The 22014-nt window shown below is 62.4% G+C and carries 25 protein-coding genes; 6 read left to right on the top strand and 19 right to left on the bottom strand.

The window, feature by feature from the left end; genetic code table 11:
* Window positions 1-38: 38 nt before the first annotated feature.
* The 5 genes from DSC91_RS27570 to DSC91_RS27550 form a co-directional block, all read right to left on the bottom strand.
* Complete coding sequence (locus DSC91_RS27570; protein WP_115781751.1) at window positions 39-668, bottom strand: SCO family protein; 630 nt, start codon at window positions 666-668, stop codon at window positions 39-41.
* Between the two features lie 5 nt (window positions 669-673).
* Entirely contained in the window at window positions 674-1579 is a 906-nt protein-coding gene (cyoE, locus tag DSC91_RS27565; RefSeq protein ID WP_115781750.1) for a heme o synthase, read from the bottom strand.
* A 6-nt stretch (window positions 1580-1585) separates the two neighbouring features.
* The gene (locus tag DSC91_RS27560) at window positions 1586-2695 is read right to left on the bottom strand and encodes a COX15/CtaA family protein (RefSeq protein WP_115781749.1); all 1110 of its coding nucleotides are present in this window, start codon (window positions 2693-2695) and stop codon (window positions 1586-1588) included.
* 20 nt (window positions 2696-2715) lie between these two features.
* Complete coding sequence (locus DSC91_RS27555; protein ID WP_115781748.1) at window positions 2716-3378, bottom strand: SCO family protein; 663 nt, start codon at window positions 3376-3378, stop codon at window positions 2716-2718.
* A 70-nt stretch (window positions 3379-3448) separates the two neighbouring features.
* Window positions 3449-4165, bottom strand: coding sequence for an SURF1 family protein (locus DSC91_RS27550; protein WP_115781747.1), 717 nt, complete (start codon window positions 4163-4165; stop codon window positions 3449-3451).
* Window positions 4166-4279: 114 nt separating this feature from the next.
* Between DSC91_RS27550 and DSC91_RS27545 the strand changes: the two genes are divergently transcribed.
* Window positions 4280-4489 (top strand): twin transmembrane helix small protein, encoded by a 210-nt coding sequence (locus DSC91_RS27545; protein WP_007179452.1) that lies wholly within the window; start codon window positions 4280-4282, stop codon window positions 4487-4489.
* A 195-nt stretch (window positions 4490-4684) separates the two neighbouring features.
* Here the strand turns inward: DSC91_RS27545 and DSC91_RS27540 are convergent, their stop codons facing one another.
* From DSC91_RS27540 to DSC91_RS27510, 8 genes are all read right to left on the bottom strand, one after another.
* Window positions 4685-5542 (bottom strand): cytochrome c oxidase subunit 3, encoded by an 858-nt coding sequence (locus tag DSC91_RS27540; RefSeq protein ID WP_115781746.1) that lies wholly within the window; start codon window positions 5540-5542, stop codon window positions 4685-4687.
* 132 nt (window positions 5543-5674) lie between these two features.
* Window positions 5675-5884 carry a DUF2970 domain-containing protein gene (locus DSC91_RS27535; protein ID WP_115781745.1) on the bottom strand — a complete coding sequence of 70 codons (210 nt, stop codon included), beginning with the start codon at window positions 5882-5884 and terminating at the stop codon, window positions 5675-5677.
* Between the two features lie 33 nt (window positions 5885-5917).
* On the bottom strand, window positions 5918-6532 hold the full coding sequence (locus tag DSC91_RS27530; protein WP_115781744.1) for a cytochrome c oxidase assembly protein: 615 nt from the start codon (window positions 6530-6532) through the stop codon (window positions 5918-5920).
* Window positions 6533-6582: 50 nt separating this feature from the next.
* The gene (locus DSC91_RS38340) at window positions 6583-6717 is read right to left on the bottom strand and encodes a cytochrome oxidase small assembly protein (RefSeq protein ID WP_217482061.1); all 135 of its coding nucleotides are present in this window, start codon (window positions 6715-6717) and stop codon (window positions 6583-6585) included.
* 120 nt (window positions 6718-6837) lie between these two features.
* Window positions 6838-8451 carry a cytochrome c oxidase subunit I gene (gene ctaD, locus DSC91_RS27525; protein WP_115781743.1) on the bottom strand — a complete coding sequence of 538 codons (1614 nt, stop codon included), beginning with the start codon at window positions 8449-8451 and terminating at the stop codon, window positions 6838-6840.
* 44 nt (window positions 8452-8495) lie between these two features.
* Complete coding sequence (gene coxB / locus DSC91_RS27520; protein WP_115781742.1) at window positions 8496-10145, bottom strand: cytochrome c oxidase subunit II; 1650 nt, start codon at window positions 10143-10145, stop codon at window positions 8496-8498.
* Window positions 10146-10223: 78 nt separating this feature from the next.
* Entirely contained in the window at window positions 10224-10697 is a 474-nt protein-coding gene (locus DSC91_RS27515) for a DUF2244 domain-containing protein (protein ID WP_115781741.1), read from the bottom strand.
* Between the two features lie 314 nt (window positions 10698-11011).
* Window positions 11012-11977, bottom strand: coding sequence for a methyltransferase domain-containing protein (locus DSC91_RS27510; RefSeq protein ID WP_115781740.1), 966 nt, complete (start codon window positions 11975-11977; stop codon window positions 11012-11014).
* A gap of 84 nt (window positions 11978-12061) precedes the next feature.
* Between DSC91_RS27510 and DSC91_RS27505 the strand changes: the two genes are divergently transcribed.
* The gene (locus DSC91_RS27505; RefSeq protein ID WP_115781739.1) at window positions 12062-12856 is read left to right on the top strand and encodes a ComF family protein; all 795 of its coding nucleotides are present in this window, start codon (window positions 12062-12064) and stop codon (window positions 12854-12856) included.
* Window positions 12857-12874: 18 nt separating this feature from the next.
* Window positions 12875-13345 (top strand): tRNA (uridine(34)/cytosine(34)/5-carboxymethylaminomethyluridine(34)-2'-O)-methyltransferase TrmL, encoded by a 471-nt coding sequence (trmL, locus tag DSC91_RS27500; RefSeq protein ID WP_115781738.1) that lies wholly within the window; start codon window positions 12875-12877, stop codon window positions 13343-13345.
* Here the strand turns inward: trmL and DSC91_RS27495 are convergent.
* The 5 genes from DSC91_RS27495 to DSC91_RS27475 all read right to left on the bottom strand — a co-directional run bounded on the left by DSC91_RS27495 (window position 13318) and on the right by DSC91_RS27475 (window position 16312).
* Window positions 13318-13866 carry an O-acetyl-ADP-ribose deacetylase gene (locus DSC91_RS27495; protein ID WP_115781737.1) on the bottom strand — a complete coding sequence of 183 codons (549 nt, stop codon included), beginning with the start codon at window positions 13864-13866 and terminating at the stop codon, window positions 13318-13320. The two genes, trmL and DSC91_RS27495, sit on opposite strands and share 28 nt — an antisense overlap.
* Window positions 13867-13962: 96 nt before the next feature.
* On the bottom strand, window positions 13963-14961 hold the full coding sequence (locus tag DSC91_RS27490) for an NAD(P)H-dependent glycerol-3-phosphate dehydrogenase (RefSeq protein WP_115781736.1): 999 nt from the start codon (window positions 14959-14961) through the stop codon (window positions 13963-13965).
* A gap of 21 nt (window positions 14962-14982) precedes the next feature.
* Window positions 14983-15453, bottom strand: coding sequence for a protein-export chaperone SecB (secB, locus tag DSC91_RS27485; protein WP_007179465.1), 471 nt, complete (start codon window positions 15451-15453; stop codon window positions 14983-14985).
* Between the two features lie 176 nt (window positions 15454-15629).
* A complete protein-coding gene (grxC, locus tag DSC91_RS27480) occupies window positions 15630-15890 on the bottom strand; it encodes a glutaredoxin 3 (protein ID WP_054035740.1) in 261 nt (86 codons plus the stop codon).
* Window positions 15887-16312 carry a rhodanese-like domain-containing protein gene (locus tag DSC91_RS27475; RefSeq protein ID WP_054035864.1) on the bottom strand — a complete coding sequence of 142 codons (426 nt, stop codon included), beginning with the start codon at window positions 16310-16312 and terminating at the stop codon, window positions 15887-15889. The genes grxC and DSC91_RS27475 overlap by 4 nt, the downstream gene beginning before the upstream one ends.
* Before the next feature lie 137 nt (window positions 16313-16449).
* Here DSC91_RS27475 and gpmA point away from each other — a divergent pair, with 137 nt between their 5' ends.
* From gpmA to DSC91_RS27460, 3 genes are all read left to right on the top strand, one after another.
* Window positions 16450-17196, top strand: a complete 747-nt coding sequence (gene gpmA, locus DSC91_RS27470) for a 2,3-diphosphoglycerate-dependent phosphoglycerate mutase (RefSeq protein WP_115781735.1) — start codon at window positions 16450-16452, stop codon at window positions 17194-17196.
* 333 nt (window positions 17197-17529) lie between these two features.
* Complete coding sequence (locus tag DSC91_RS27465) at window positions 17530-19110, top strand: S41 family peptidase (protein WP_115781734.1); 1581 nt, start codon at window positions 17530-17532, stop codon at window positions 19108-19110.
* Window positions 19111-19309: 199 nt separating this feature from the next.
* Entirely contained in the window at window positions 19310-20068 is a 759-nt protein-coding gene (locus tag DSC91_RS27460) for a HesA/MoeB/ThiF family protein (protein ID WP_115781733.1), read from the top strand.
* 83 nt (window positions 20069-20151) lie between these two features.
* Here the strand turns inward: DSC91_RS27460 and ptsP are convergent, their stop codons facing one another.
* On the bottom strand, window positions 20152-21900 hold the full coding sequence (gene ptsP, locus DSC91_RS27455) for a phosphoenolpyruvate--protein phosphotransferase (protein ID WP_115781732.1): 1749 nt from the start codon (window positions 21898-21900) through the stop codon (window positions 20152-20154).
* Window positions 21901-22014: the final 114 nt, after the last annotated feature.

Genomic DNA, 22014 nt, shown 5'->3' with positions numbered 1-22014 from the left:
CGCAGAGACACGCGCCCGTCTGCATCAATTTCACTGCATCAATCGAGCAGCAGCTTGATATCGTGCACCCACGGCGTAGCGCCCTGGCCGTCACGCGCGAATAAACGCAGCTTGCCGTCCGGGTCGAACACATAGCTCGCCGCCGTGTGGTCCATCGTGTAGCTATCGGACGTCTTGCCCGGCACTTTCGCGTAGTACACGCGGAAGTCTTTTGTGATCTTCGTGAGCTGCGCCTGGTCCGCCGGGCGCAAGCCGACGAACGTCGGATTGAACGCCGGCACGTATTGCGCAAGCAGGGCCGGCGTGTCGCGGTCCGGATCGACGGTGACGAACAGCACCTGCACGCGCTTCGCGTCTTCCGGGCCGAGTTGCTGCAGCGCTTGCGAAAGCTCGGCCATCGTGGTCGGGCAAACGTCCGGGCAGTGCGTGTAGCCGAAGAACAGCACCACCACCTTGCCTTTGTAATCCGCCATGGTGCGGACCTTGCCGGACGTGTCGGGCAGCGAGAAGTCACTGCCGAATTGCGTGTTGCCGGTGATGTCCAGATTCTGGAACGCCGGCGGCTGCTTGCCGCAGCCGGCCATCAGCAACGCGCCGCCGAGTGCGCAAGTCATCACGGTGACGCGCGCGGCGGCACGCGCCGTGCGCACAAAGCGTTGTGTAAGCATGGGTCTTACGCGCCGATCACGACGCGCGCATAGTGGTCGATCAACAGCGCGGCGAAGAGCAGCGACAGATAAACGATCGAGTAACGGAAGGTCTTACGCGCCAGATCGTCGGAATATTCCCGATAGATCTTCCACGCATACGCGAGGAACACGGCGCCGAGCAGCACGGCTGCCGCGAGGTACACCACGCCGCTCATGCCGGAGATGAACGGCATCATCGTGACCGCGAACAGGATCACGGTGTACAGCAGGATATGCAGGCGCGTGTACTTTTCGCCGTGCGTGTTCGGCAGCATCGGCAGACCGGCGTTTTCGTAGTCTTTGCGGCGATACAGGGCGAGCGCCCAGAAATGCGGCGGCGTCCACACGAAAATGATCAGCACGAGAATCCAAGCGTCGCCCGGCACGTGACCGGTGACGGCTGCCCAACCGAGCGCCGGCGGCATCGCGCCCGACGCTCCGCCGATCACGATGTTCTGCGGCGTGGCCGGTTTGAGCAGCAGCGTATAGATGACCGCATAGCCGACGAAGGTGGCGAGCGTAAGCCACATGGTCAGCGGATTGGCGAACGAGTACAGCGTCCACATGCCGAGTCCGCCGAGCACGGCCGAAAACAGCAGAATCTGTGCGGTGGTGATTTCGCCGCGCGCGGACGGGCGCCATGAGGTACGACGCATCTTCGCGTCGATCTTCTGTTCCATCAGGCAATTGATGGCGAACGCCGCGCCGGCCAGCAGCCAGATGCCGACGGTCCCGCCGATCAGGACGGTCCACGGCACCATGCCCGGCGTCGACAGAAACATGCCGATGACTGCGCAAAACACAGCGAGCTGCGTGACGCGCGGCTTCGTCAGGGCGATGTACTGGGAGAGCCGGCTACCGGGCGTTTGGGAGAGAGTTGTGCTGTCCATGTGGAGTCACGCTGGCGCGGCATCGCGCGCAGGCAACGCGGCGCGGCCGGGACGGCTATAAGCGATCCGAAAGTTTAACATAACGAGCAAAAGCAGCAGGATTGCGGCCCCCCCGTTATGCGCGACGGCAATGGGCAACGGCCATTGCAGGACGATGTTCGACAGGCCGGTGATGAACTGGATCAGCACCACCAGCAACACGCCGTTGGCCGGCCGCCGCAGCGACTCGAAACGGCGCAGTTTCAGCGCGAACCACACCAGATAGGCGACCACGACAATCGCGAACGTACGGTGGGTCCAGTGAATGGCGACCAGCGCATCTTGCGTGATCATGTCGCCGTCGCCGGTCATGCCGAGCGCGCGCCACAGGTGAAAGCCGTGCGCGAAGTCCATCGGCGGGACCCATTGGCCGTTGCAGGTCGGGAAGTCCGTGCAGGCGAGCACCGCGTAATTCGTGCTGACCCACCCGCCCAACGCGATCTGCACGACCAGCAGCACGAGACCGGCGATTGCTGCCGCACGCCAGCGCGCGGCTTCCGGTTCATACGCCGGCAGCGGCGTTTGACGCGCGGCCAGCCAGCCGAGCGTACCGAGCAACGCGAGACCAAGCAGCAAATGGGTCGTCACGATGATCGGCTGCAACTTCATGGTCACGGTCCACGCGCCGAATGCGCCCTGCACGAGAATCAACAACAGCAGCGAAGTCGGCCACCACGGCGATACATGCAGCGGCCGGCGCTTGATACGCGCCGTCCACGCAATCAAGGTCTGCGCGATGATCAGCACACCGATCGCCATCGCGAAGTAACGGTGAATCATCTCGATCCAGGCCTTCGTCATGCTGACCGGGCCGGTGGGCATCAATTGATGCGCGGCAGTGATCGCGGCGTGCGCGATGAACGGCGACGACGTGCCATAGCAACCGGGCCAGTCCGGGCAGCCGAGACCGGAATCGGTGAGACGCGTGAAGCCGCCGAACATCACCAGGTCCAGCGTCAGGAAGGTGGTGAGCCATACCAGCTTGCGGAATTTGTTGTCGTCGGCCTTGACCCATACATAGGACAGCGGCAACAACGCGATACACAAGCCGATCAGGGCCAGTTGCAGTACGAACATTTCTTACCCTGGTTGCGGCGTCAGCCGATCCTCGACCATTTGAGCAGCTTGGTCAGGTCACCCTTGATCTTGCTGGGGTTCGGGTCTTTCGGAAAACGCATCATCAGATTGCCGTTCGGATCGATCAGGTAGATGTGGTCGGTGAGTTGAGTGCCGGTGTCGGTCGGCAGCCATGCGGATACCTGCGCCGGGTTAGCGATCAGCATGTCGGTGTCGGGATAGGCCTTTTGTATCACGTCTGACACATTGCCTGCATCGGTGCGCAGCCATACTTCCACGACGCGTTCGCGTTCCGGGCCCTGAGCTGCGCGGATTTGTCGCATGAAGTACAGCTTGGTGGCGCAGGCTTTGTCGCACGCGCTGTTGTCGACGGAGATCATCAGCCAGTGGCCGCGCAGCGACGCGAGCTTGAGCGGCTTGCCGTCTTCACCCGTCACGACGAGCGAATCGGGAATCGGCCGCTGCGGTTCGACCAGCGTGCCGTAGTTCGTGCTGCCGCCGGCCGGCTTGACCACGTAATAAACGAAATACGACACCGCGATCGGCGCGGCGCAGATGACCGCCAGCAGCAGCAGCATCCAGCGGCCGCGCTTCCACGATCCCTCGCCATTGGGTTGACCGGGCATCGCTTTCGGCGCTGCGGGTTTGCCGGCTTGCGGCGAACGGGAAGATTGCGTCGACACTACAGGACCTCTTTCAATGATTGCGCGGCTTCGAGACCCTTGCTCGGGACATGAAACCGCAGGCGATGCATTACACGCTCGGGGCGTGCTCTTTCTTCGCGGCGCGGCGCGCGGCGTACAGGCCGAACACAAGCGCCGCCGCCGCCATGCCCCACCACTGGAACATGTAGCCATAGTTGCGCTCGACGCCGCTCGTCGGCGCCGGCCAGTCGCGCACCAGCTTGTCGCCGTCGTCGCTCAATTGCTGGATCACGAACGATTGCAGCGGCAACCCGGTTTCCGTGGCGTAGGCCGCCGTATCCAGATTCTGGCGGATCTTTTGATGCGCGGCCGACCCGCCCTGCCCCAACTCGAAAGCACGCGAGGCATCGGCGCGCGCAATGCCTTCGATTTCAATCTCGCCTTGCGGTGTGATGTACGGCGCGATGGTCTCGCGATTGTTCATGTTGCGCGGCAGCCAGCCGCGATTGACCAGCACATAGCCGCCGTCGGCCAGTTTAAAAGGCATCACGACGTAAAAGCCCGGCTGATCGTTATACGGGCGATTATCCAGATAGACGACTTTGTCCGCGACGAAACTGCCGCGCGCCTTCACGCGATGGAACTCGATGTCCTTGAGTTCAAGCGGCGTAGCGCCTATGGGCCGCGCGGGCGCGTCTTCGAACTGCGTGATTTGGGCTTCGAGCGCCTCCTTCTGATGCGCGCGGTCACGCTGCCAGAAACCGAGCCGCACTGTCACTGCAATTACCAGCAGAATCAGCAGCGCGGGAATCAGGCGGAACTTCATTGAACACACTCCGACACCACCGCTTGCGCCGGCGTCTGGAACCGACGACAGACGCCGGCGCGCGGTGCGATAATAACTGTCTTGCCTCTGCGCTTTCTGGTTTCAGCCGGTTCCATGCACATTCTCGTTCCCATCGCCTTCGTCCTGATCATCGCCAGCATGGTGTCGGCGCTGTATTTCATGATGCATGACAAGGGCAAAACCAAGCGGATGGTCTGGTCGCTCGCCACTCGTGTGGGCCTATCGATCTCGCTGTTCCTGTTCATCCTGTTCGCTCACTGGATGGGCTGGATTCAATCGACCGGTATTCCTTACGGGCGTTGAACCCGGCGGGAAAAGTTTCACGTCACCACACTCACCAAACTCGCCAAACAAAACGCCGCCCTGACAGGGTCGAGGGCGGCGCTGCATGACTTGCGTACTGCTCGTTGCGCCACGCCCTTGATGGACGATGCGCGAACGGCCTGCACACGCTCCGGAAACCGGCCGGTTTTCAGTTCGTATGCACGCCAGACTGCGTTACAGCCAGTACACGACGACGTACAGCCCAAGCCACACGACGTCCACAAAGTGCCAGTACCAGGCGGCGCCTTCGAATGCGAAGTGATGTTCAGCCGTGAAGTGGCCGCGGATCATCCGCACCAGCACCACAGCCAGCATCGTGCCGCCGAGGAACACGTGAAAACCGTGGAAGCCCGTCAGCAGGAAGAACGTCGAACCGTACACACCCGAAGCCAGCGTCAGGTTCAGTTCGTTGTACGCGTGGAAATACTCGAAGCCTTGCAGGAACAGGAAGCAGACGCCGAGCACCAGCGTGGCGGCCAGCCAGATGATCGCCTTCTTGCGGTGATCTTCACGCAGCGCGTGGTGCGAAACCGTCAGCGTAGCGCCCGACGACAGCAGCAGCGCCGTGTTGATTGTCGGCACCGGCCACGGCTGCATCGACTTGAAGGTCGAGACCAGCGCTGCCGGACCGTTGTTCGGCCACACTGCCGAGAAATCCGGCCAGATCAGCTTGTAGTCGAGGCTGCCGAGCTGATGCAGCGCGATTTCGCGAGCGTAGAACAGCGCGCCGAAGAAAGCGCCGAAGAACATCACTTCGGAGAAGATGAACCAGCTCATGCTCCAACGGTACGACTTGTCGACGTTCTTGCCGTACATGCCGCCTTCGGATTCCGCGATCGCGTCGCCGAACCAGTGCCACAACGTATAAAGCAGCCACAGCAGACCGACGACGACGCCGAGCGGTGCCAGTTCATGGTCGTTGATCCAGGCCGCAAGCGATCCGAGCATGACCAGCAACCCGACAGCGGCGCTGATCGGATGCCGCGACGGATGCGGTACGAAATAGTACGGGCTCTCGTTTTGACCGCTCATTCTTGATTCTCCACTTCAGTCCAGTTGTTCCGGAATCTCCGGCTGTATCTTCGGCGGCGCGTCGATACCGCACCGCTTCACTCTAATTCGTGGGCTCTGTTGGGCCCTGTGCTACGCGTGAGCCCAACGGCCTCAGCCGACCACCGCCCGCACGATCAGGATCAGCACGCCGATGAAAATGGCCGCACTGATCACTGCCGCCAGGATCACGTGCAGCGGGTTCAGCTGCGTGGCGTCCGCTTCCAGATCGCGACGCTTGCGCACCCCGAAAAACGACCAGAACACGGCTTTCATCGACTGGCCGAAACTGCTCTTGCGTGAACCGCCGCTGTTATCGCTCATTACGTCTTCTTCCTTCGCCCGCGGCAACAACCGTCAGGCGGGATTGGCGGTGGTTGCCGCCGCATTGGCCGTGGGTGATGCGCTTCCGGCCGTCGCCGCTGCCGGCGTATTCAATTCAAAGAACGTGTACGACAACGTGATCGTTTTCACATCCTTCGGCAACTTCGGATCGACCACGAACACGACCGGCATCCGCTTCGTCTGATTCGCAGTCAAAGTCTGCTGCGTAAAGCAAAAACACTCGATCTTCTTGAAGTACTCGGTGGCCTGCTTCGGCGCGTAGCTCGGAATGGCTTGCGCCTGAATCGTGCGCGCCTGTTCGTTGCTAACCTCGTACATCACGGTTGTCACTTCGCCCGGATGCACGTCGAGACTACGTTGCTCCGGCTTGAAACCCAGCGGGCCGCGCGCATTCGCATCGAATTCGATCGAAATCGTGCGGCTCATGTCGACCTGCGTATTCTTCGCCTCGCGCGCCGTTGCATCACGCTGCACGAGATTGTTGATGCCGGTGATCTGGCAGATCGCTCGATACATCGGCACCAGTGCAAAACCAAATCCGAACATCATCAACGCGACGACGAACAGCTTGATCAGCATCGAACGGTTAAAAGAGCGATCGGCCTGAGCCGGCGGTTGCGTCGACATCTCAATCCCCAACAGACCTGCAAATCAGACTTCAGACTTGACCCGCCGCGTCAGGCGAACCAGCACTGCTTGATGATCACGCTCGCGAAAAAGACCGCAGCGATGGCGAGCATCACAAAACCTATCCGCCGGTTGCCCGCGCGAATCTGCTCGGGTGTACGCCTTTCTTGAGGATTGCGCGTCATGCTCGACTTTCTGAATACCTTCATAACTACAGGGTGCCGCCACTCTCCGCGTGGCTGACGGCTTCCGGCGGCGGCTTACCGCTTGCCGCCACCTGAACCGGCAACCTCGCTGAACGCCGATTACTCGACGGTCGGCGGATGTTCGAACGTGTGGAACGGGGCCGGGCTCGGCACGGTCCATTCGAGGCCCGTTGCGCCGTCCCACGGCTTGTCGCCCGCTTTTTCGAGTTCGCCGCCGCCACGGTAGGCCGGCAGTGCAACCGCGAACAGGAAGTAGACCTGTGCCAAACCGAAGCCGAATGCGCCGATCGAGATGACCTGGTTCCAGTCCGTGAACTGTGCCGGGTAGTCAGCGTAACGACGCGGCATACCTGCGAGACCGACAAAGTGCATCGGCAGGAACGCGAGGTTGAAGAAGAACATCGACGCCCAGAAGTGGATCTTGCCGCGCGTTTCGTTGTACATCCAGCCGGTCCACTTCGGCGCCCAGTAGTACCAGCCGGAGAACAGCGCGAATAGGGATCCCGCCACCAGCACGTAGTGGAAGTGCGCCACCACGAAATAAGTACCGTGATACTGGATGTCGAGCGGCGCCATTGCCAGCATCAGGCCCGACAGACCGCCGAACGTGAACACGATCAGGAAGCCGACCGCGAACAGCATTGGCGTTTCGAAGGACAGCGAACCGCGCCACATCGTCGCGACCCAGTTGAACACCTTCACACCCGTCGGCACGGCGATCAGCATCGTCGCGTACATGAAGAACAGCTGGCCCGTCACCGGCATGCCGGTGGCGAACATGTGGTGCGCCCAGACCATGAACGACAGAATCGCGATCGACGAGGTTGCATACACCATCGAGCTATAGCCGAACAGCGGCTTGCGCGAGAACGCCGGGATCACCTGCGACACGATCCCGAACGCCGGCAAGATCATGATGTACACCTCGGGGTGCCCGAAGAACCAGAAAATGTGCTGGTACATCACCGGGTCGCCGCCGCCTGCCGCGTTGAAGAACGACGTGCCGAAGTGGCGATCGAACAGCACCATGGTGATCGCGCCCGCCAGAACCGGCATCACGGCGATCAGCAGGTACGCGGTGATCAGCCACGTCCAGACGAACATCGGCATCTTCATCAGCGTGAGGCCAGGCGCGCGCATGTTCAGGATCGTCACGACGATGTTGATCCCGCCCATGATCGACGAAGCACCCATCAAGTGGACCGCGAAAATCGCGAAGTCCATGCCCGGGCCCATCTGCGTCGACAGCGGCGCGTACAGCGTCCAGCCCGCGGCGGTCGCGCCGCCCGGTGAGAAGAACGAACCGACCAGCAACACCGCAGCCACCGGCAGCAGCCAGAAGCTGAAGTTGTTCATCCGCGCGAAAGCCATGTCCGATGCGCCGATCTGCAGCGGCACCATCCAGTTCGCGAAGCCGACGAAGGCCGGCATGATCGCGCCGAACACCATGATCAGGCCGTGCATGGTGGTCAACTGGTTGAAGAACTCGGGACGCATGATCTGCAGACCCGGCTCGAACAGTTCGGCACGGATCATCAGCGCCATCACGCCCCCGGAGAGGAACATGGTGAACGAGAAGATCAGGTACAGCGTACCGATGTCTTTGTGATTGGTTGCGAACAGCCAACGACGCCAGCCATGCGGCGTTTCGTGGGCATGGTCGCCGTGCACGTGCTCGTGGCCCGCGGTTACATCGTGTCCGATGCTAGACATGACAATCTCCTAATGCGAATACTGCGGTGCTGACCATGAACACGTCAGGCAGCCGGGCTGATCTGGACACGCCGGGCTTCTTTCGCGTCACTGCCGCCCGTGATCGTTTCCGGCTTCTTCAAGATGATGTGATCTTCGGCAATGCCGGCTGCTTTCAGCGCGTCGCGCACGGCTTCGGCACGCGTCTTCGCAAGCTTCGCGTTGACTTCGGCGGAACCGGTGGCGTCGGTGAAGCCCGACAGCGCGAACTTGGCGTCCGGGTGTGCCTTCGCGTAGGCCGCGGCAGCCTCGACCGCCGCTTTCGCGTCGGCCGGCAGCGTGCTCTTGCCGGTGTCGAAGTAGATGCTTGCCGGGAGTGCTGCCTGCGATACCGCCGCGCTGTCCGAACCGGCCGCAGCCGCTTCGGCACCCGAGGCGCCTGCTGCACCCGAAGAGGCGCCTGCTGCACCCGAAGCCGCTTCCGCGCCGCTAGCTGCCGCGCCTGCGTCGGCCAGATGATTGCCGCCTTCCGGCAGCTTGCCGTTACGGGCGTCCAGCACTTGCTTCGGCTGGAGAATGTCGCCGGTGTGGTTGCCCCACGAGTTACGTTCGTACGTGATGACCGACGCGATTTCGACGTCGTTCAGCGTCGGCGCCCATGAAGGCATTGCGTTCTTGCCCTTCAGCACCAGGCTCACGTGCTCGGCGATCGGGCCGTTGGCGATCTTGCTGCCGTCCAGCGCCGGGAATGCGCCTGCGCCCTTGCCGGTCGGCTGGTGGCAGACCGCGCAGTTCGCCGCGTACACCTTGCCGCCGCGCTCCATCAGTTCGGCAAGCGTATAGGTCTTGTTCGGATCGTCCTGGCCGGCGGCCATTTTTTTCTTCTGCGTGTCGACCCACTTCGCGTAGTCGTCTGCCGACAGCACTTCGACCACCACCGGCATGAACGCGTGTTCCTTGCCGCACAGTTCGGTACAGAAGCCGCGGAACGTGCCGGTCTTGTCAGCCTTGAACCACGTGTCGCGCACGAAACCCGGAATCGCATCCTGCTTCACGCCGAAAGCCGGCACGTACCAGGAGTGGACCACGTCGTTCGCGGTCGTGATGATGCGGATTTTCTTGTCGACCGGGACGACGAGCGGATTGTCGACTTCCTGCAGGTACGTGGTGGAAATCGGCTCGCGGCCATCGGTCTGCGCACGCGGCGTGGCCAGCGTGGACAGGAAGCTGATGCCCTCGCCCGGCCCCTTCACGTAGTCGTAGCCCCACTTCCACTGGTAGCCCGTGACCTTGATGGTGACGTCGGCATTCGTGGTGTCCTTCATGGCGACGACGGTCTTGGTGGCGGGGAGCGCCATCAACACGACGATGACGAACGGCACGATCGTCCAGATGATTTCGACGGTGGTGCTTTCGTGGAAATGGGAAGCCTTGTGGCCTTTCGATTTGCGATGCGCAAACATCGAATAGAACATCACTGCGAACACGCCGACGAAGATCACCGTGCACAGGATCAGCATGAACGTGTGGAGGCTGTAGAGCTCTTCAGCGATTTTCGTCGCAGGCGGCTGGAGATTGATCTCGTTGACGGCAGGGCCGCCCGGAACATCGCCCACTGCCAGGGCCGCACCGGCGAAAAGCAGTCCGCTCATCGCCAGCACGCCCATGAGGGCTCGCTTGATTGTTTTCATAGCTTCCTTACCCAAATTTTCCATTCAAACCCTCGACCCCGCTGGCAGGCTGTCTCGCGCTCCCCGTGAACGCCGCGCATCTCAACACGTCGGCTGCGCGCGCTAACAACGTGCGAGCCACATACGCAATTCGCCTTCGAACTGCGCGCGCCGATACTGCGCGAGATGTTGCCCGATCATGATCGTCTGTCCGCGCGAGACCAGTTTGATCTGGTCGCGCGGCGTTGCGCCCGGTTCGACCCGCACCCAGCGCGGATTGAACTCGAACTGCGTGAGCCGCTCGGCGCTGACCTGCTCGATCACGAGCCGGTTCTGGAACAGCCGGACGCGCTCGTAATCGACAGCATGACGCGCATATATGGCAAACGCGATGCCCACCGCCAGCAATTCGATACCGGTGAACGGCAACACCAGCCAGGCGCCGACCAGAACCAGCATGAAAGCAATTGCCAACGAGAACAACGCAAGCGACACGTAGAAACATACGAACTGCCGCGGCGATATCGAACAGTTGCGTTTCATCGTCCAGTCTTTGAGAACCGGTTCTGAATCCGCCAGCAGATCTGATGCTTCCATCGCTGCCTCCCGCCGACCGTCACCTATCACCGCCCGCGGCCATTGCTCGCGACCGCAGAATCCAGTCGCCCGATTACCGCCGCGTCACTTCAGGTTGCAGCCCTGTGCCTCGGGCCTGCCGCCCCAAATGTGGGAACTCCGGGCGACAAACTGACGCATTATAGGCGCGATCCATAGCATCCACAAGCAAGCCTCAATCGGCTCACAAGCCAGGTGCGACAAGCCTCCGCGCCGTTTTGACGCAGCTTTCACGCGCCTTTTGAAGCGGTAATTTCAGACATAACAGATGCCCTCTTTACCGCCTGATCGATTCCTCAACGATTCCTCGACGAGCCTCGCCCGATATCCTCGATCCGCACGATCCCATGCCCTTCGGCCGTGGTGCGCGGCACGGCTTTCCAGGCGTGGCCGTAGATCACTTCGAAGGTCAGCGCAATCGTGCCGTCGGCGCGCCGACGGGCCTCGAGCGCCGTCAGCAAAGCCTTGTGCAGCCTACGCGCGACGGAGTTCGAAGCAGCCTCGCGCTCGAACGGATAGGCGCCCCAGCGGCGCACATCCGCGAGCAGCGACTCGGGCGACTTATACGTAATAGTGAGTGTCTCCTGGTCCATCACGGGAATCTCGAAACCGCTCTCGACCAGCATGTCGCCAAGATCGTGCATGTCGACAAAGTCGATCACATGCTTGCGCGAAGCAACGCCGTGCGCGGCCTCGACCTCGGCGTAGGCGCCGCGCAACTCCTTCAGCGAATCGGGGCCGAGCGTGCTGAACATCAGCAGGCCGTTCACTTTCAGCACGCGTTGCCACTCCGGAAACACGAGATCGGGCCGCGAGTGCCAGTGCAGGGCGAGATTGGACCAGATGAATTCGAAGGCGCCGGCCGCGAACGGCAGCACCGAGAAGTCGGCCTGCGCGAAACGCGGACCGCGGGCGCCGAGCGCCTTGCCGAGCGTGGCCGGCAGAAAGCGCCGCCAGCTGGTGTCGCCGGAATCGTGACGCAGCGCCCGGCTGAGCATGCCATGCGACAGGTCGGTGCCGAACACCGGCGCCTCGGGGAAGCGCTCGCGCAATGCCGGGATGTCTTCGCCCGCGCCGCAGCCGGCGTCGAGCACGCTCGCCGGCGTGACCTTGATGTAGTCGAGACGCTCACGCATGCGCTGCGCGATTTCGCGCGGCAGGAACGCGACGTTGTCGAAGGCGGCCGCACGGCGGTCGAAAATCTGCCTGAGGCGCCGGGAATCATAGGCCGGACGGCCAGATTGAGACGAAGTTGGGGGCATGGGTGTCGTACTGGCGTAGAGCACGAAGTATACTCGCTCGCTTCTTCCCCTTCAGCGTGAAAGGCCTTTGCGGGCGGTCCAATCATGCCATTCCGAAAAAAATCCTCGTCTCCCGGCGGCTCGAACGCACTTTTTGCACGCTTCACGCGCGGCTTGTATTCAGCATGGCCGCATGTGATGCACGCCGCGTTGCCGAACCTGTGCGCACTGTGCGGCAATTTGTCGCATAAGACGCTGTGTACGGGATGTGACGAGGCGTATTGGAACGAAGCCAGGTTGCGCTGCACGGCATGCGCGGTCCCTTTGTCCGGAACGCGCTGGGCGGGTCGCGCGCAATATCGCTGTGCGGATTGCATCGACGAGCCGCCGCCGTACGACGCCACCTTTACCCTGGCCGATTACCGCCAGCCGCTCGACGCCCTGGCGCTCGGCCTGAAATTTCACGCCCGGCTGATGCTGGCGCGCGAGTTTGCGCAACGTCTTGCGCGCCTGGCAGGGGACTCATGGGTGGACGCGTCTGAAAAGCCCGATGTGCTTGCGCCTGTGCCGCTAGCCAAAAAACGTCTTACCGAGCGCGGCTACAACCAGGCCTGGCAGATTGCCAGACCGTTGGCCCGCGCCCTGAATGTGCGCAGCGACGCCACTTTGCTGCATCGTGTGATTCACACCGCGCCACAATCGCGGCTCGATCTGGACGCGCGCCGGTTGAACGTGGGCCGCGCCTTCAAAGTCGCCAAGCCGGTGCAAGGTCTGCATGTCGGCATTGTCGACGATGTGATGACGACCGGCGCGACACTCGAAGCGCTGGCGCACACGCTCAAAGCTGCCGGTGCGCGGCGCGTCACCAACTTCGTCGCGCTGCGTACGCCGAAAAACTAGTCTCTACCTGAAGCCACTATGTTCAATGTCGTTCTCGTCGAACCGGAAATCCCGCCGAACACCGGCAATGTCATCCGCCTGTGCGCCAACACCGGCGCGCGGTTGCATCTGATCGAACCGCTTGGCTTTCCACTCGACGACGCCAAGTTGCGCCGCGCCGGCCTCGACTATCACGAGTACGCGCAGATGAACGTGCACGCCGATTGGGCAGCGTTCGTCGCCAGGGAAGCGCCCGATCCGGCGCGAATGTTCGCCTTCACCACCCGCGGCTCGGGCCGGTTTCACGAGCATGCGTTTCAATCCGGCGACTGGTTCGTATTCGGCGCCGAAACGCGCGGCCTGCCTGACACGGTGCTCGACCAATTCGCCAACGAGCAACGCGTGCGCCTGCCGATGCGGCCAGGCAACCGCAGCCTGAACCTGTCGAACACCGTCGCGGTGGTGGTGTTCGAAGCCTGGCGTCAGACCGGTTTCGACGGCGGCGCCTGACGGCGTTCCAATTCGGCTTCGTAGCGCGCCAGCATGGCCGCATCGAAACACGCGAACACAACGTGCTCGATCTTCGGGGTGCGCAGCAAAGTTTCGAGCACAGTACTCACGGCGATCTGCACCGCTTCATTGGCAGGAAAACGGTAGATGCCGCAACTAATTGCGGGAAACGCGATGCTTGTGCAATGCGCTTGATGCGCGACCTCGAGCGAGCGCTGATAGCAGGAGGCAAGCAGGTCCGCCTCACCGCGCCCACCACCCTGCCACACCGGGCCGACCGCATGGATCACATACCTGGCCGGCAATTGGTAGCCGCCGGTGATTTTGGCGTCGCCGGTCGCGCAGCCGCCGAGCGTCTCGCACTCGCGCAGCAATTCCTTGCCGGCCGCGCGGTGAATCGCGCCATCCACGCCGCCTCCGCCTAGCAACGAAGTATTCGCGGCATTGACGATCGCATCCACGGCGAGTGTCGTGATGTCGACCACGCGCGCTTCTAGCGTGCAAGTGTTGAAACTGGGCATGAGAACCTCGCTGGTCCGAAGCGTCGATAAAACGTGGACAGCGAGAGCGGGCAGCCGTTCAGCGTTTTTTCGCGCCAAACGGCTGACAGACAGGACTTATTCTGCTTTCGAATCGCGCCGCAGCAACGCGCTGACGGCGTCGCGGGGCGCTACGCCGTCGAACAGCACGGCGCAGACGGCCTGCGTGATCGGCATCTCGATCGCATGGGCGCGAGCAATTGCCAATACGGCTTGCGCACAACGCACGCCTTCGGCCACGTGACCGAGGCCGCCGAGAATGTCGTCGAGCGTACGGCCCGCAGCGAGCTGCAGGCCGACCGTGCGATTGCGCGACAGATCGCCCGTTGCGGTCAGGATCAGATCGCCCAATCCGGTCAAACCGGTGAACGTCTCCGCCCGCCCGCCGAGCGTCACGCCGAGGCGCGACATCTCCGCCAGACCACGCGTAATCAACGCCGCGCGTGCGTTCAGACCGAGGCCGAGGCCATCGGCAATACCCGTGGCAATCGCCAGCACGTTCTTCACCGCGCCGCCCACTTCCACGCCGACGAGGTCGTCGCCGGTATAGATACGCATGGCGCCATGATGGAACGCGGCAACCGTGCGCTCACGGCATGCAATTGACGTACTCGCGATCGTCAACGCGACGGGCAAGCCCTGCCCGACTTCGCGCGCGAAACTTGGGCCCGACAGCACACCATTGCTGCCATGCCCCGGCAGTTCAGCCGCAACAACCTGATGCGGCAACAACTGCGAATCGGCTTCGAAGCCTTTGCACAACCACACCACATGCGCCGGCACTTTGCCTGCGTCGTGCATCGCCCGGAACAGACTGCGCAGACCGGCGACGGGCGTCGCCACGACGCATAGCGCGTTGTCGGCGAGCGCATGGTCGAGCGCTGCGTTCAGATCGGCTTCATAGCGAAGGGACGCCGGCAACGCAACGCCCGCCAGATAGCGGGCGTTTTCGCGCGAAGCGGAGAGGTCGGCAATGAGCGCGGGTTCGCGCGCCCACAGCACCGTGTCGTGCCGTGCGGCCAGATGGCCGGCGAGGGCTGTGCCCCATGCACCGGCGCCGAGGACAGCAACCTTCATAGCCGGCACCGAACGGACGCGTTAATGCGTGACGCCGTTTTGCGCCGCGCCATCCTGGCCGCCCATTTGCGCGAGACGTTGCTCGTACAGCGCCTGGAAGTTGATCTCGGCGAGGTGGATCGGCGGGAAGCCCGCGCGGGTGATCGCGTCGGCGATGTTCGAGCGCAGGTACGGGAACAGGATCGTCGGGCAGGCAATGCCGACCAGCGGATCGATCTGTTCGGCCGGAATGTTGCGGATGTCGAAAATGCCGGCTTGCTTGGCTTCGATCAGGAACGCAACCTTGTCCGACACCTTGGCCGTGACCGTGCCCGTCACGAGGATTTCGAACACCGTGTCGGCGAGGCGCTCTGCCTTCACGTCGACTTCGACTTCGACCGACGGCATTTCCTGCTCGAGGAAGATGCCCGGCGAATTCGGCTGCTCGAGCGACATGTCCTTCAGGTAGATGCGCTGGATGTTGAAGAACGGCTGGTTATTCTCGTCGGACATGATTGAGTGATTCCCTGATAGGTATGCGTGGCGGCGGCCCATGACGTCACGGGCCGCCAGATCGTTGCGGCGCATTGCCGGCCTTCGAAGGTGCTTTTGAAGGGCCGGCATGCACCGACTTGTATGTCACCCACCTGACTCATGCGCCGCCCGGTGCATGGGTCAGGCAGCTTCGTTCAGGCAGGTTCGAGCAGAGGCATCAAACCGCCCGCGCGGTCGAGCGCGGACAGGTCATCGTACCCGCCGACATGCGTCTCGCCGATGAACACCTGCGGCACCGTGCGGCGACCCGTCCGGGTCATCATTTCTTCACGACGGGCCGGGTCCTTGTCGATCAGTACCTTTTCAACGTGCTCGACGCCGCGCGACTTTAAAAGACGTTCGGCCATCTGGCAATACGGGCACACCTGGGTGCTGTACATGATGACTTTGTTCACTTGGCTGCTCCTTGTTTCACAACCGGCATACCGGCTTTCTGCCAGGCGTCGACACCGCCTTCGAGAACATGGACCTCGGCGTATCCGGCATCCTGCACGATACGCGCTGCCTTGTTCGACTGCTGGCCGGTCTGACACACCAGCAGCACCGGGTTGCTCTTGTTCTTCACGAGTTGCGCGACTTTCGCCTGCAACTCTGCAAATTCAAGGTGCCGCGCCGCGGGCAGATGGCCCTTGGCAAAGTCGGCGGACGGACGCAGATCGATGACCGCCGCATTGCGCCGGTTGATCAGTTGGGTGGCTTCAGCGGCCGACAGGCCACCGCGGCCGCGCCGGCTGATCGTCGGCCACAGCAGCAACCCACCGGAGATGAGGACGATTGCGATCAGTACAAGGTTTGTGTAATCAGTGAAAAACTTCACGGAAAATCCGCCGAAAAAGAGAGAAATCGAAAAGGGCAATCCGCCCATTATAAAATAACCGTCTGACGCGATGGCGGCGCTCCTCTAGAGGACCCTCGCAGCGCTTTACCGCTTCCTTACTACCGACCGGCAATCTCATGTACAAACTCGTTCTCATCCGCCACGGCGAATCGACGTGGAACAAGGAAAACCGCTTCACAGGCTGGGTCGACGTCGACCTCACCGAGCAGGGCAATCGTGAAGCGCAGCAAGCGGGCGTGCTGCTGAAGGAATCGGGCTATTCGTTCGATATCGCCTACACGTCGGTGCTCAAGCGCGCGATTCGCACCCTGTGGCACGTGCAGGACCAGATGGACCTGATGTACCTGCCGGTGGTGCATTCGTGGCGCCTGAACGAACGCCACTACGGCGCGCTGTCGGGTCTGAACAAGGCGGAAACCGCCGCCAAATTCGGCGACGAACAGGTGCTGGTCTGGCGCCGCAGCTACGACACGCCGCCGCCGGCGCTCGATCCGTCGGACGAACGCGCGCCCTACAGCGATCCGCGCTACGCCAAGGTGCCGCGCGAGCAATTGCCGCTCACCGAGTGCCTGAAAGACACCGTCGCACGCGTTCTGCCGTTGTGGAACGAGTCGATTGCGCCGGCCATCAAGTCGGGCCGCAAGGTCGTGATCGCCGCGCACGGCAACTCGATTCGCGCCATGGTGAAGTACCTCGACAATATTTCGGACGACGACATCGTCGGCCTGAATATCCCGAACGGCGTGCCGCTCGTCTATGAACTCGACGAAAACCTGAAGCCGATCAAGCACTACTATCTGGGTGACCAGGACGCGATTGCGAAGGCGCAGGCCGCTGTGGCCAAGCAAGGCAAGGCGGGCTAAGCCGAGGCCACCGGCCGCCGGGCCCCGTCTGCAGTGGAAATTTGCAGCGAGGGCCCGGCAAACGGACGGCCCACCGGCAAGACCTGGCGGCATGCGCGGCTTACCGGCTGTCAACTGCGCCATCGCACCGACATCGCGCTGCCATCGCACTGCCATCTTGCCGTTACCGCACATTACTTCGGCGTCGTGACCCCAAACTCACGAACCAGGGCCCGCCCGCGCTGTCGAATCTCGATTGCCTGTGCTGCGCCCTGACTGGGCGGGTGTGCAGTTATACTTGTCCGTCCCCATCTCTATCGACGCTGCCACGCGCTTCCGACCGCAACAGACTCTATGCGAAAGAACCTGAAAAATATCGGCCTGATTGCCGCGGGCCTTGCTACCGGCGCATTTGCCACCCTGCAACTCTCCGCCTCGGCCCAGCAACCCGCCAGCGCCGCCTCGAGCGCCGTTGCACCGTTGCCGCTGGACCAACTCCGGCTGTTTGCCGAAGTTTTCGGGCAAATCAAGCATGAGTACGTCGAACCGGTCGACGACAAGAAGCTTCTCACCGCTGCGATCAAGGGCATGGTGTCGAGCCTCGACCCGCACTCGTCGTATCTCGACAAGACCGATTACGAAGAACTGCAGGAGCAGACCAAGGGTCGCTTCGCGGGTCTCGGCATCGAAATTTCGTCGGAAGACGGCCTGATCAAGGTGATCTCGCCGATTGAAGACACGCCCGCGTTCCGTGCCGGCATCCGTCCGGGAGATCTGATCACCCGCATCAACGACAAGCCGGTGCGCGGCATGACGCTCGACCAGGCCGTCAAGCAGATGCGCGGCGACCCGGGCACCAAGGTCACCCTGACCATCTTCCGCAAGACCGACGACCGTACCTTCCCGCTCACGGTGACGCGCGCGATCATCAAGGTCCAGTCGGTCAAGATGAAGATTCTGGCGCCGGGCTACGCGTATGTCCGCATCACCAGCTTCCAGGAACGCACCACGCCTGATCTGGCGGCCAAACTGCAAGACATCGCGCGTCAACAGCCGAACCTGAAGGGTCTCGTGCTCGACCTGCGCAATAACGGCGGCGGTCTGCTGCAAAGCGCGGTCGGCGTTGCCGGCGCGTTCCTGCCGCCGAATTCGGTCGTGGTGTCCACCAACGGCCAGATTCCGGATTCGAAGCAGGTCTATCGCGACACGTACGATAACTACCGCCTGCAATCGTTCGACAGCGATCCGCTGAAAGACGAAGCGCCGATCTTCAAGACCGTGCCGATGATCGTGCTGACCAACGCCTATTCGGCGTCGGCTTCGGAAATCGTCGCGGGCGCGCTGCAGGATCAGCATCGCGCGCTGATCGTCGGCAAGACCACCTTCGGCAAGGGCTCGGTGCAAACCGTCCGTCCAATGACGGCCGACACGGCCCTGCGTCTGACCACGGCGTACTACTACACGCCGAGCGGCCGTTCGATCCAGAACAAGGGCATCCGTCCTGACATCGCGGTCGATCAATACGCGGAAGGCGATCCGGATGACGCACTGGTGACCCGCGAAGTCGACTACTCGAACCACCTTGCGAACACGCAGGATCCGAACGAGAAGAAAGAAGCGGAACAGCGCGAACAGGAACGCATGGACCAGTTGCGCCAGCTTGAAGAGCAAAACGACAAGAAGACGCCGGAACAGCGTCAGAAGGATCGTGAGCGCAAGCCGGTCGAGTTCGGTTCGACCGACGACTTCATGCTGACGCAGGCGCTGAACAAGCTGGAAGGCAAGCCGGTGCAGGAATCGAAGTCGCTGACCGAGCGGCGTCTGGCGCAGAACAAGCCGGCCGCTTCGGCGTCCGCGCCGGTCGCGGTGAAGTCGACGCAACCGGTACCGGGCACAACGGCCCCGGCCTCGGCGCCGACTACGCAAAGCAACTAGGCAGCCAACCCCACATGCCATCGCAGCAAAACATGCTGCGATGGCATGTGGCAATACATGGCAGTACGCGCTGCAGAAGGCGTTGCAATACCCGGCACCAGCGAGACCACCCGCTCCCCCGCGCGATTAAAATAACGAAACCGCGCATGGCAGGCCACCGGCCTTGCATCTCGTTGCGCGACACTCCACGCGCCCCGCCATGAACGACGATCAACTCCTCCGCTATTCCCGCCACATCCTCGTCGACGAAATCGGCATCGAGGCGCAGCAGCTCTTTATCGACGCGCACGCGATCATCGTCGGCGCGGGCGGCCTGGGTTCGCCGGCAGCCATGTATCTGGCGGCGGCGGGCGTCGGTCGCTTGACGCTGGTCGATGCCGATACGGTCGACCTGACCAATCTGCAGCGGCAGATTTTGCACGTAACGGCGTCGGTCGGACGCAAGAAGGTGGAATCCGGACGCGACGCGATCGCCCAGATCAATCCTGAGGTGAAGGTGAACGCGGTGCCCGAACGCGTCGACGATGCATGGCTCGATCGCGAGGTGCCGCTCGCCACTGTCGTGCTCGACTGCACCGACAACTTCGCGACGCGCCACGCGATCAACCGCGCCTGCGTGCAGCATGGCGTGCCGCTGGTCTCAGGCGCGGCACTGCGCTTCGACGGCCAGATCAGCACCTTCGATTTCCGCGACGCGGCGTCGCCCTGCTACGCGTGCGTGTTTCCAGAAGACCAGCCGTTCGAGGAAGTCGCATGCTCGACGATGGGCGTGTTCGCGCCCACGGTCGGCATCATCGGTTCAATGCAAGCGGCTGAGGCGCTGAAAGTGATCGGCGAAATCGGCACGCCGCTGGTGGGCCGCCTCACGATGCTCGATTCGCTGCGAATGGAATGGAACACGATGCGCATTGCGCGCCAGCCGGATTGCCCGGTATGCGGGCAACGGCATCAGGTCTGAGCTCAGGCAAGACGCCGAATGAAAAAAACGCCGCACATCCGTGCGGCGTTTTTCATGTGAACCCAAAATCCGGGTTTTCAGTTTCAGGCCAGCACCACGCGCTTCAGCGCCGCCTGCACTTCTTCCGGTTCGAACGAAGCCAGCACGTCGGCCACCGGCTTCTCGAGCGTCTTCAGATGCGAGCGCAGGACTTCCTGCTTGACCTCCAGCAACTGGCTCGGATGCATGGAGAACTCGGTGAGGCCCATACCGAGCAACAGACGCGTCAGCGCCGGATCGCCTGCCATCTCGCCGCACACCGACACCGGCACACCCGCCCGCTTCGCCTCGCGCAGCGTGAAGGCGATCAGATGCAGCACCGCCGGATGCAGCGGGTCGTACAGATGCGCGACCGAGTTATCCGCGCGATCGATCGCCAGCGTGTACTGGATCAGATCGTTAGTACCGATCGACAGAAAATCCAGCCGCTTGAGAAACAGCGGCAACGCAATCGCGGCGGCCGGAATCTCGATCATGGCGCCAACCTGCACGTTCGGATCGTAGGCCATGCCGGCATCGTCCAGTTGACGCTTGGCCTCGCGAATCAGATCGAGCGTCTGATCGATCTCCTGCGCGTGCGCGAGCATCGGAATCAGAATCTTCACCTTGCCGAACGCCGACGCCCGGAGAATCGCGCGCAGCTGCGTCAGGAACATCTGCGGCTCCGAGAGGCTCCAGCGAATCGCCCTGAGCCCCAGAGCGGGGTTCGGCGCGGTTTCGTAGCCGTCGCCCCCGCTCATCGAATCGAGCGGCTTGTCGGCGCCGACGTCGATCGTACGGATCGTCACCGGCAAACCGTTCATCAATTCGACCGCGCGACGATAGGCCGCAAACTGCTCCTCCTCTTCCGGCAACTGGTGCTTATGATTCATGAACAGAAACTCGGTGCGGAACAGGCCGACCCCGGTCGCGCCCGAATCGACCGCCGCACGCGCGTCTTCCGGCAACTCGATGTTCGCGCAGAGTTCGATGCGCGTGCCGCAGAGCGTCTGCGTCGGTGAAAACTTCAGCCGTTGCAGCTTGCGCTGCTCCAACGCTTTTTCGCTTTGACGGTACGAGTATTCTTCCAGCACGATCGGCGCCGGATCGACGATCACAATGCCGTGATCACCGTCGACAATGATCAGGTCGTCCTGCCGGATCAGCTGGCTCGCATGCTGCACGCCGACCGCCGCCGGAATGCCGAGGCTGCGCGCGACGATCGCCGTGTGCGACGTCCGTCCGCCGAGATCGGTGACGAACCCCTGAAACGTTTGCGTTTTGAACTGCATCATGTCCGCCGGCGCGATGTCGTGCGCGACCACGATCATCTCGTCGCACGCGCCGTGCACACCGTCCACCAGCGCCACCGAAGCGCCGGCGAGCGCCTTCAGCACGCGCTCCACCACCTGTTCGATGTCGGCTTTGCGTTCGCGCAGATATTCGTCTTCGATATCGTCGAAATGGCGCGACAGGCGCTCGAGCTGTTCGGTCAGCGCCCACTCCACGTTGTAACGGCGTGTGCGAATCAGGTCGATGGTTTCCTGCACGAGCATCGCGTCGTTCAGGATCATTGAATGTACGTTGATGAACGCGCCCATTTCGCTCGGTGCGTCGGCCGCGAGATCGGCGCGCAATGCGTCGAGCTCGTAGTGCACGTGTAGCTGGGCCGTGCGAAAGCGCTCGATCTCGCCCTCGATCTGGGCGGGTTCGATCAGATAGTGGTCTACGTCAAGTGCAGCCGGGGCGATCAGATAAGCCCGCCCGATGGCGATACCGCGTGACACGGGAATTCCATGCAGCGTGAAGGACACGCGCACCTCCTCTAGTTGTGTGATGCCGCGGCAAACCGCTGCAATGCTCTCAGACTCTGTCGTCCATTATAAATTCCGCGCCCGTTGTCGATACGTTATGGCTGTGTGCAGTGC

Source organism: Paraburkholderia caffeinilytica, assembly GCF_003368325.1.
Classification (GTDB): domain Bacteria; phylum Pseudomonadota; class Gammaproteobacteria; order Burkholderiales; family Burkholderiaceae; genus Paraburkholderia; species Paraburkholderia caffeinilytica.
The sequence above is the reverse complement of the archived record's forward strand: the minus strand, read 5'-3'. Positions and strand labels throughout refer to the sequence as shown.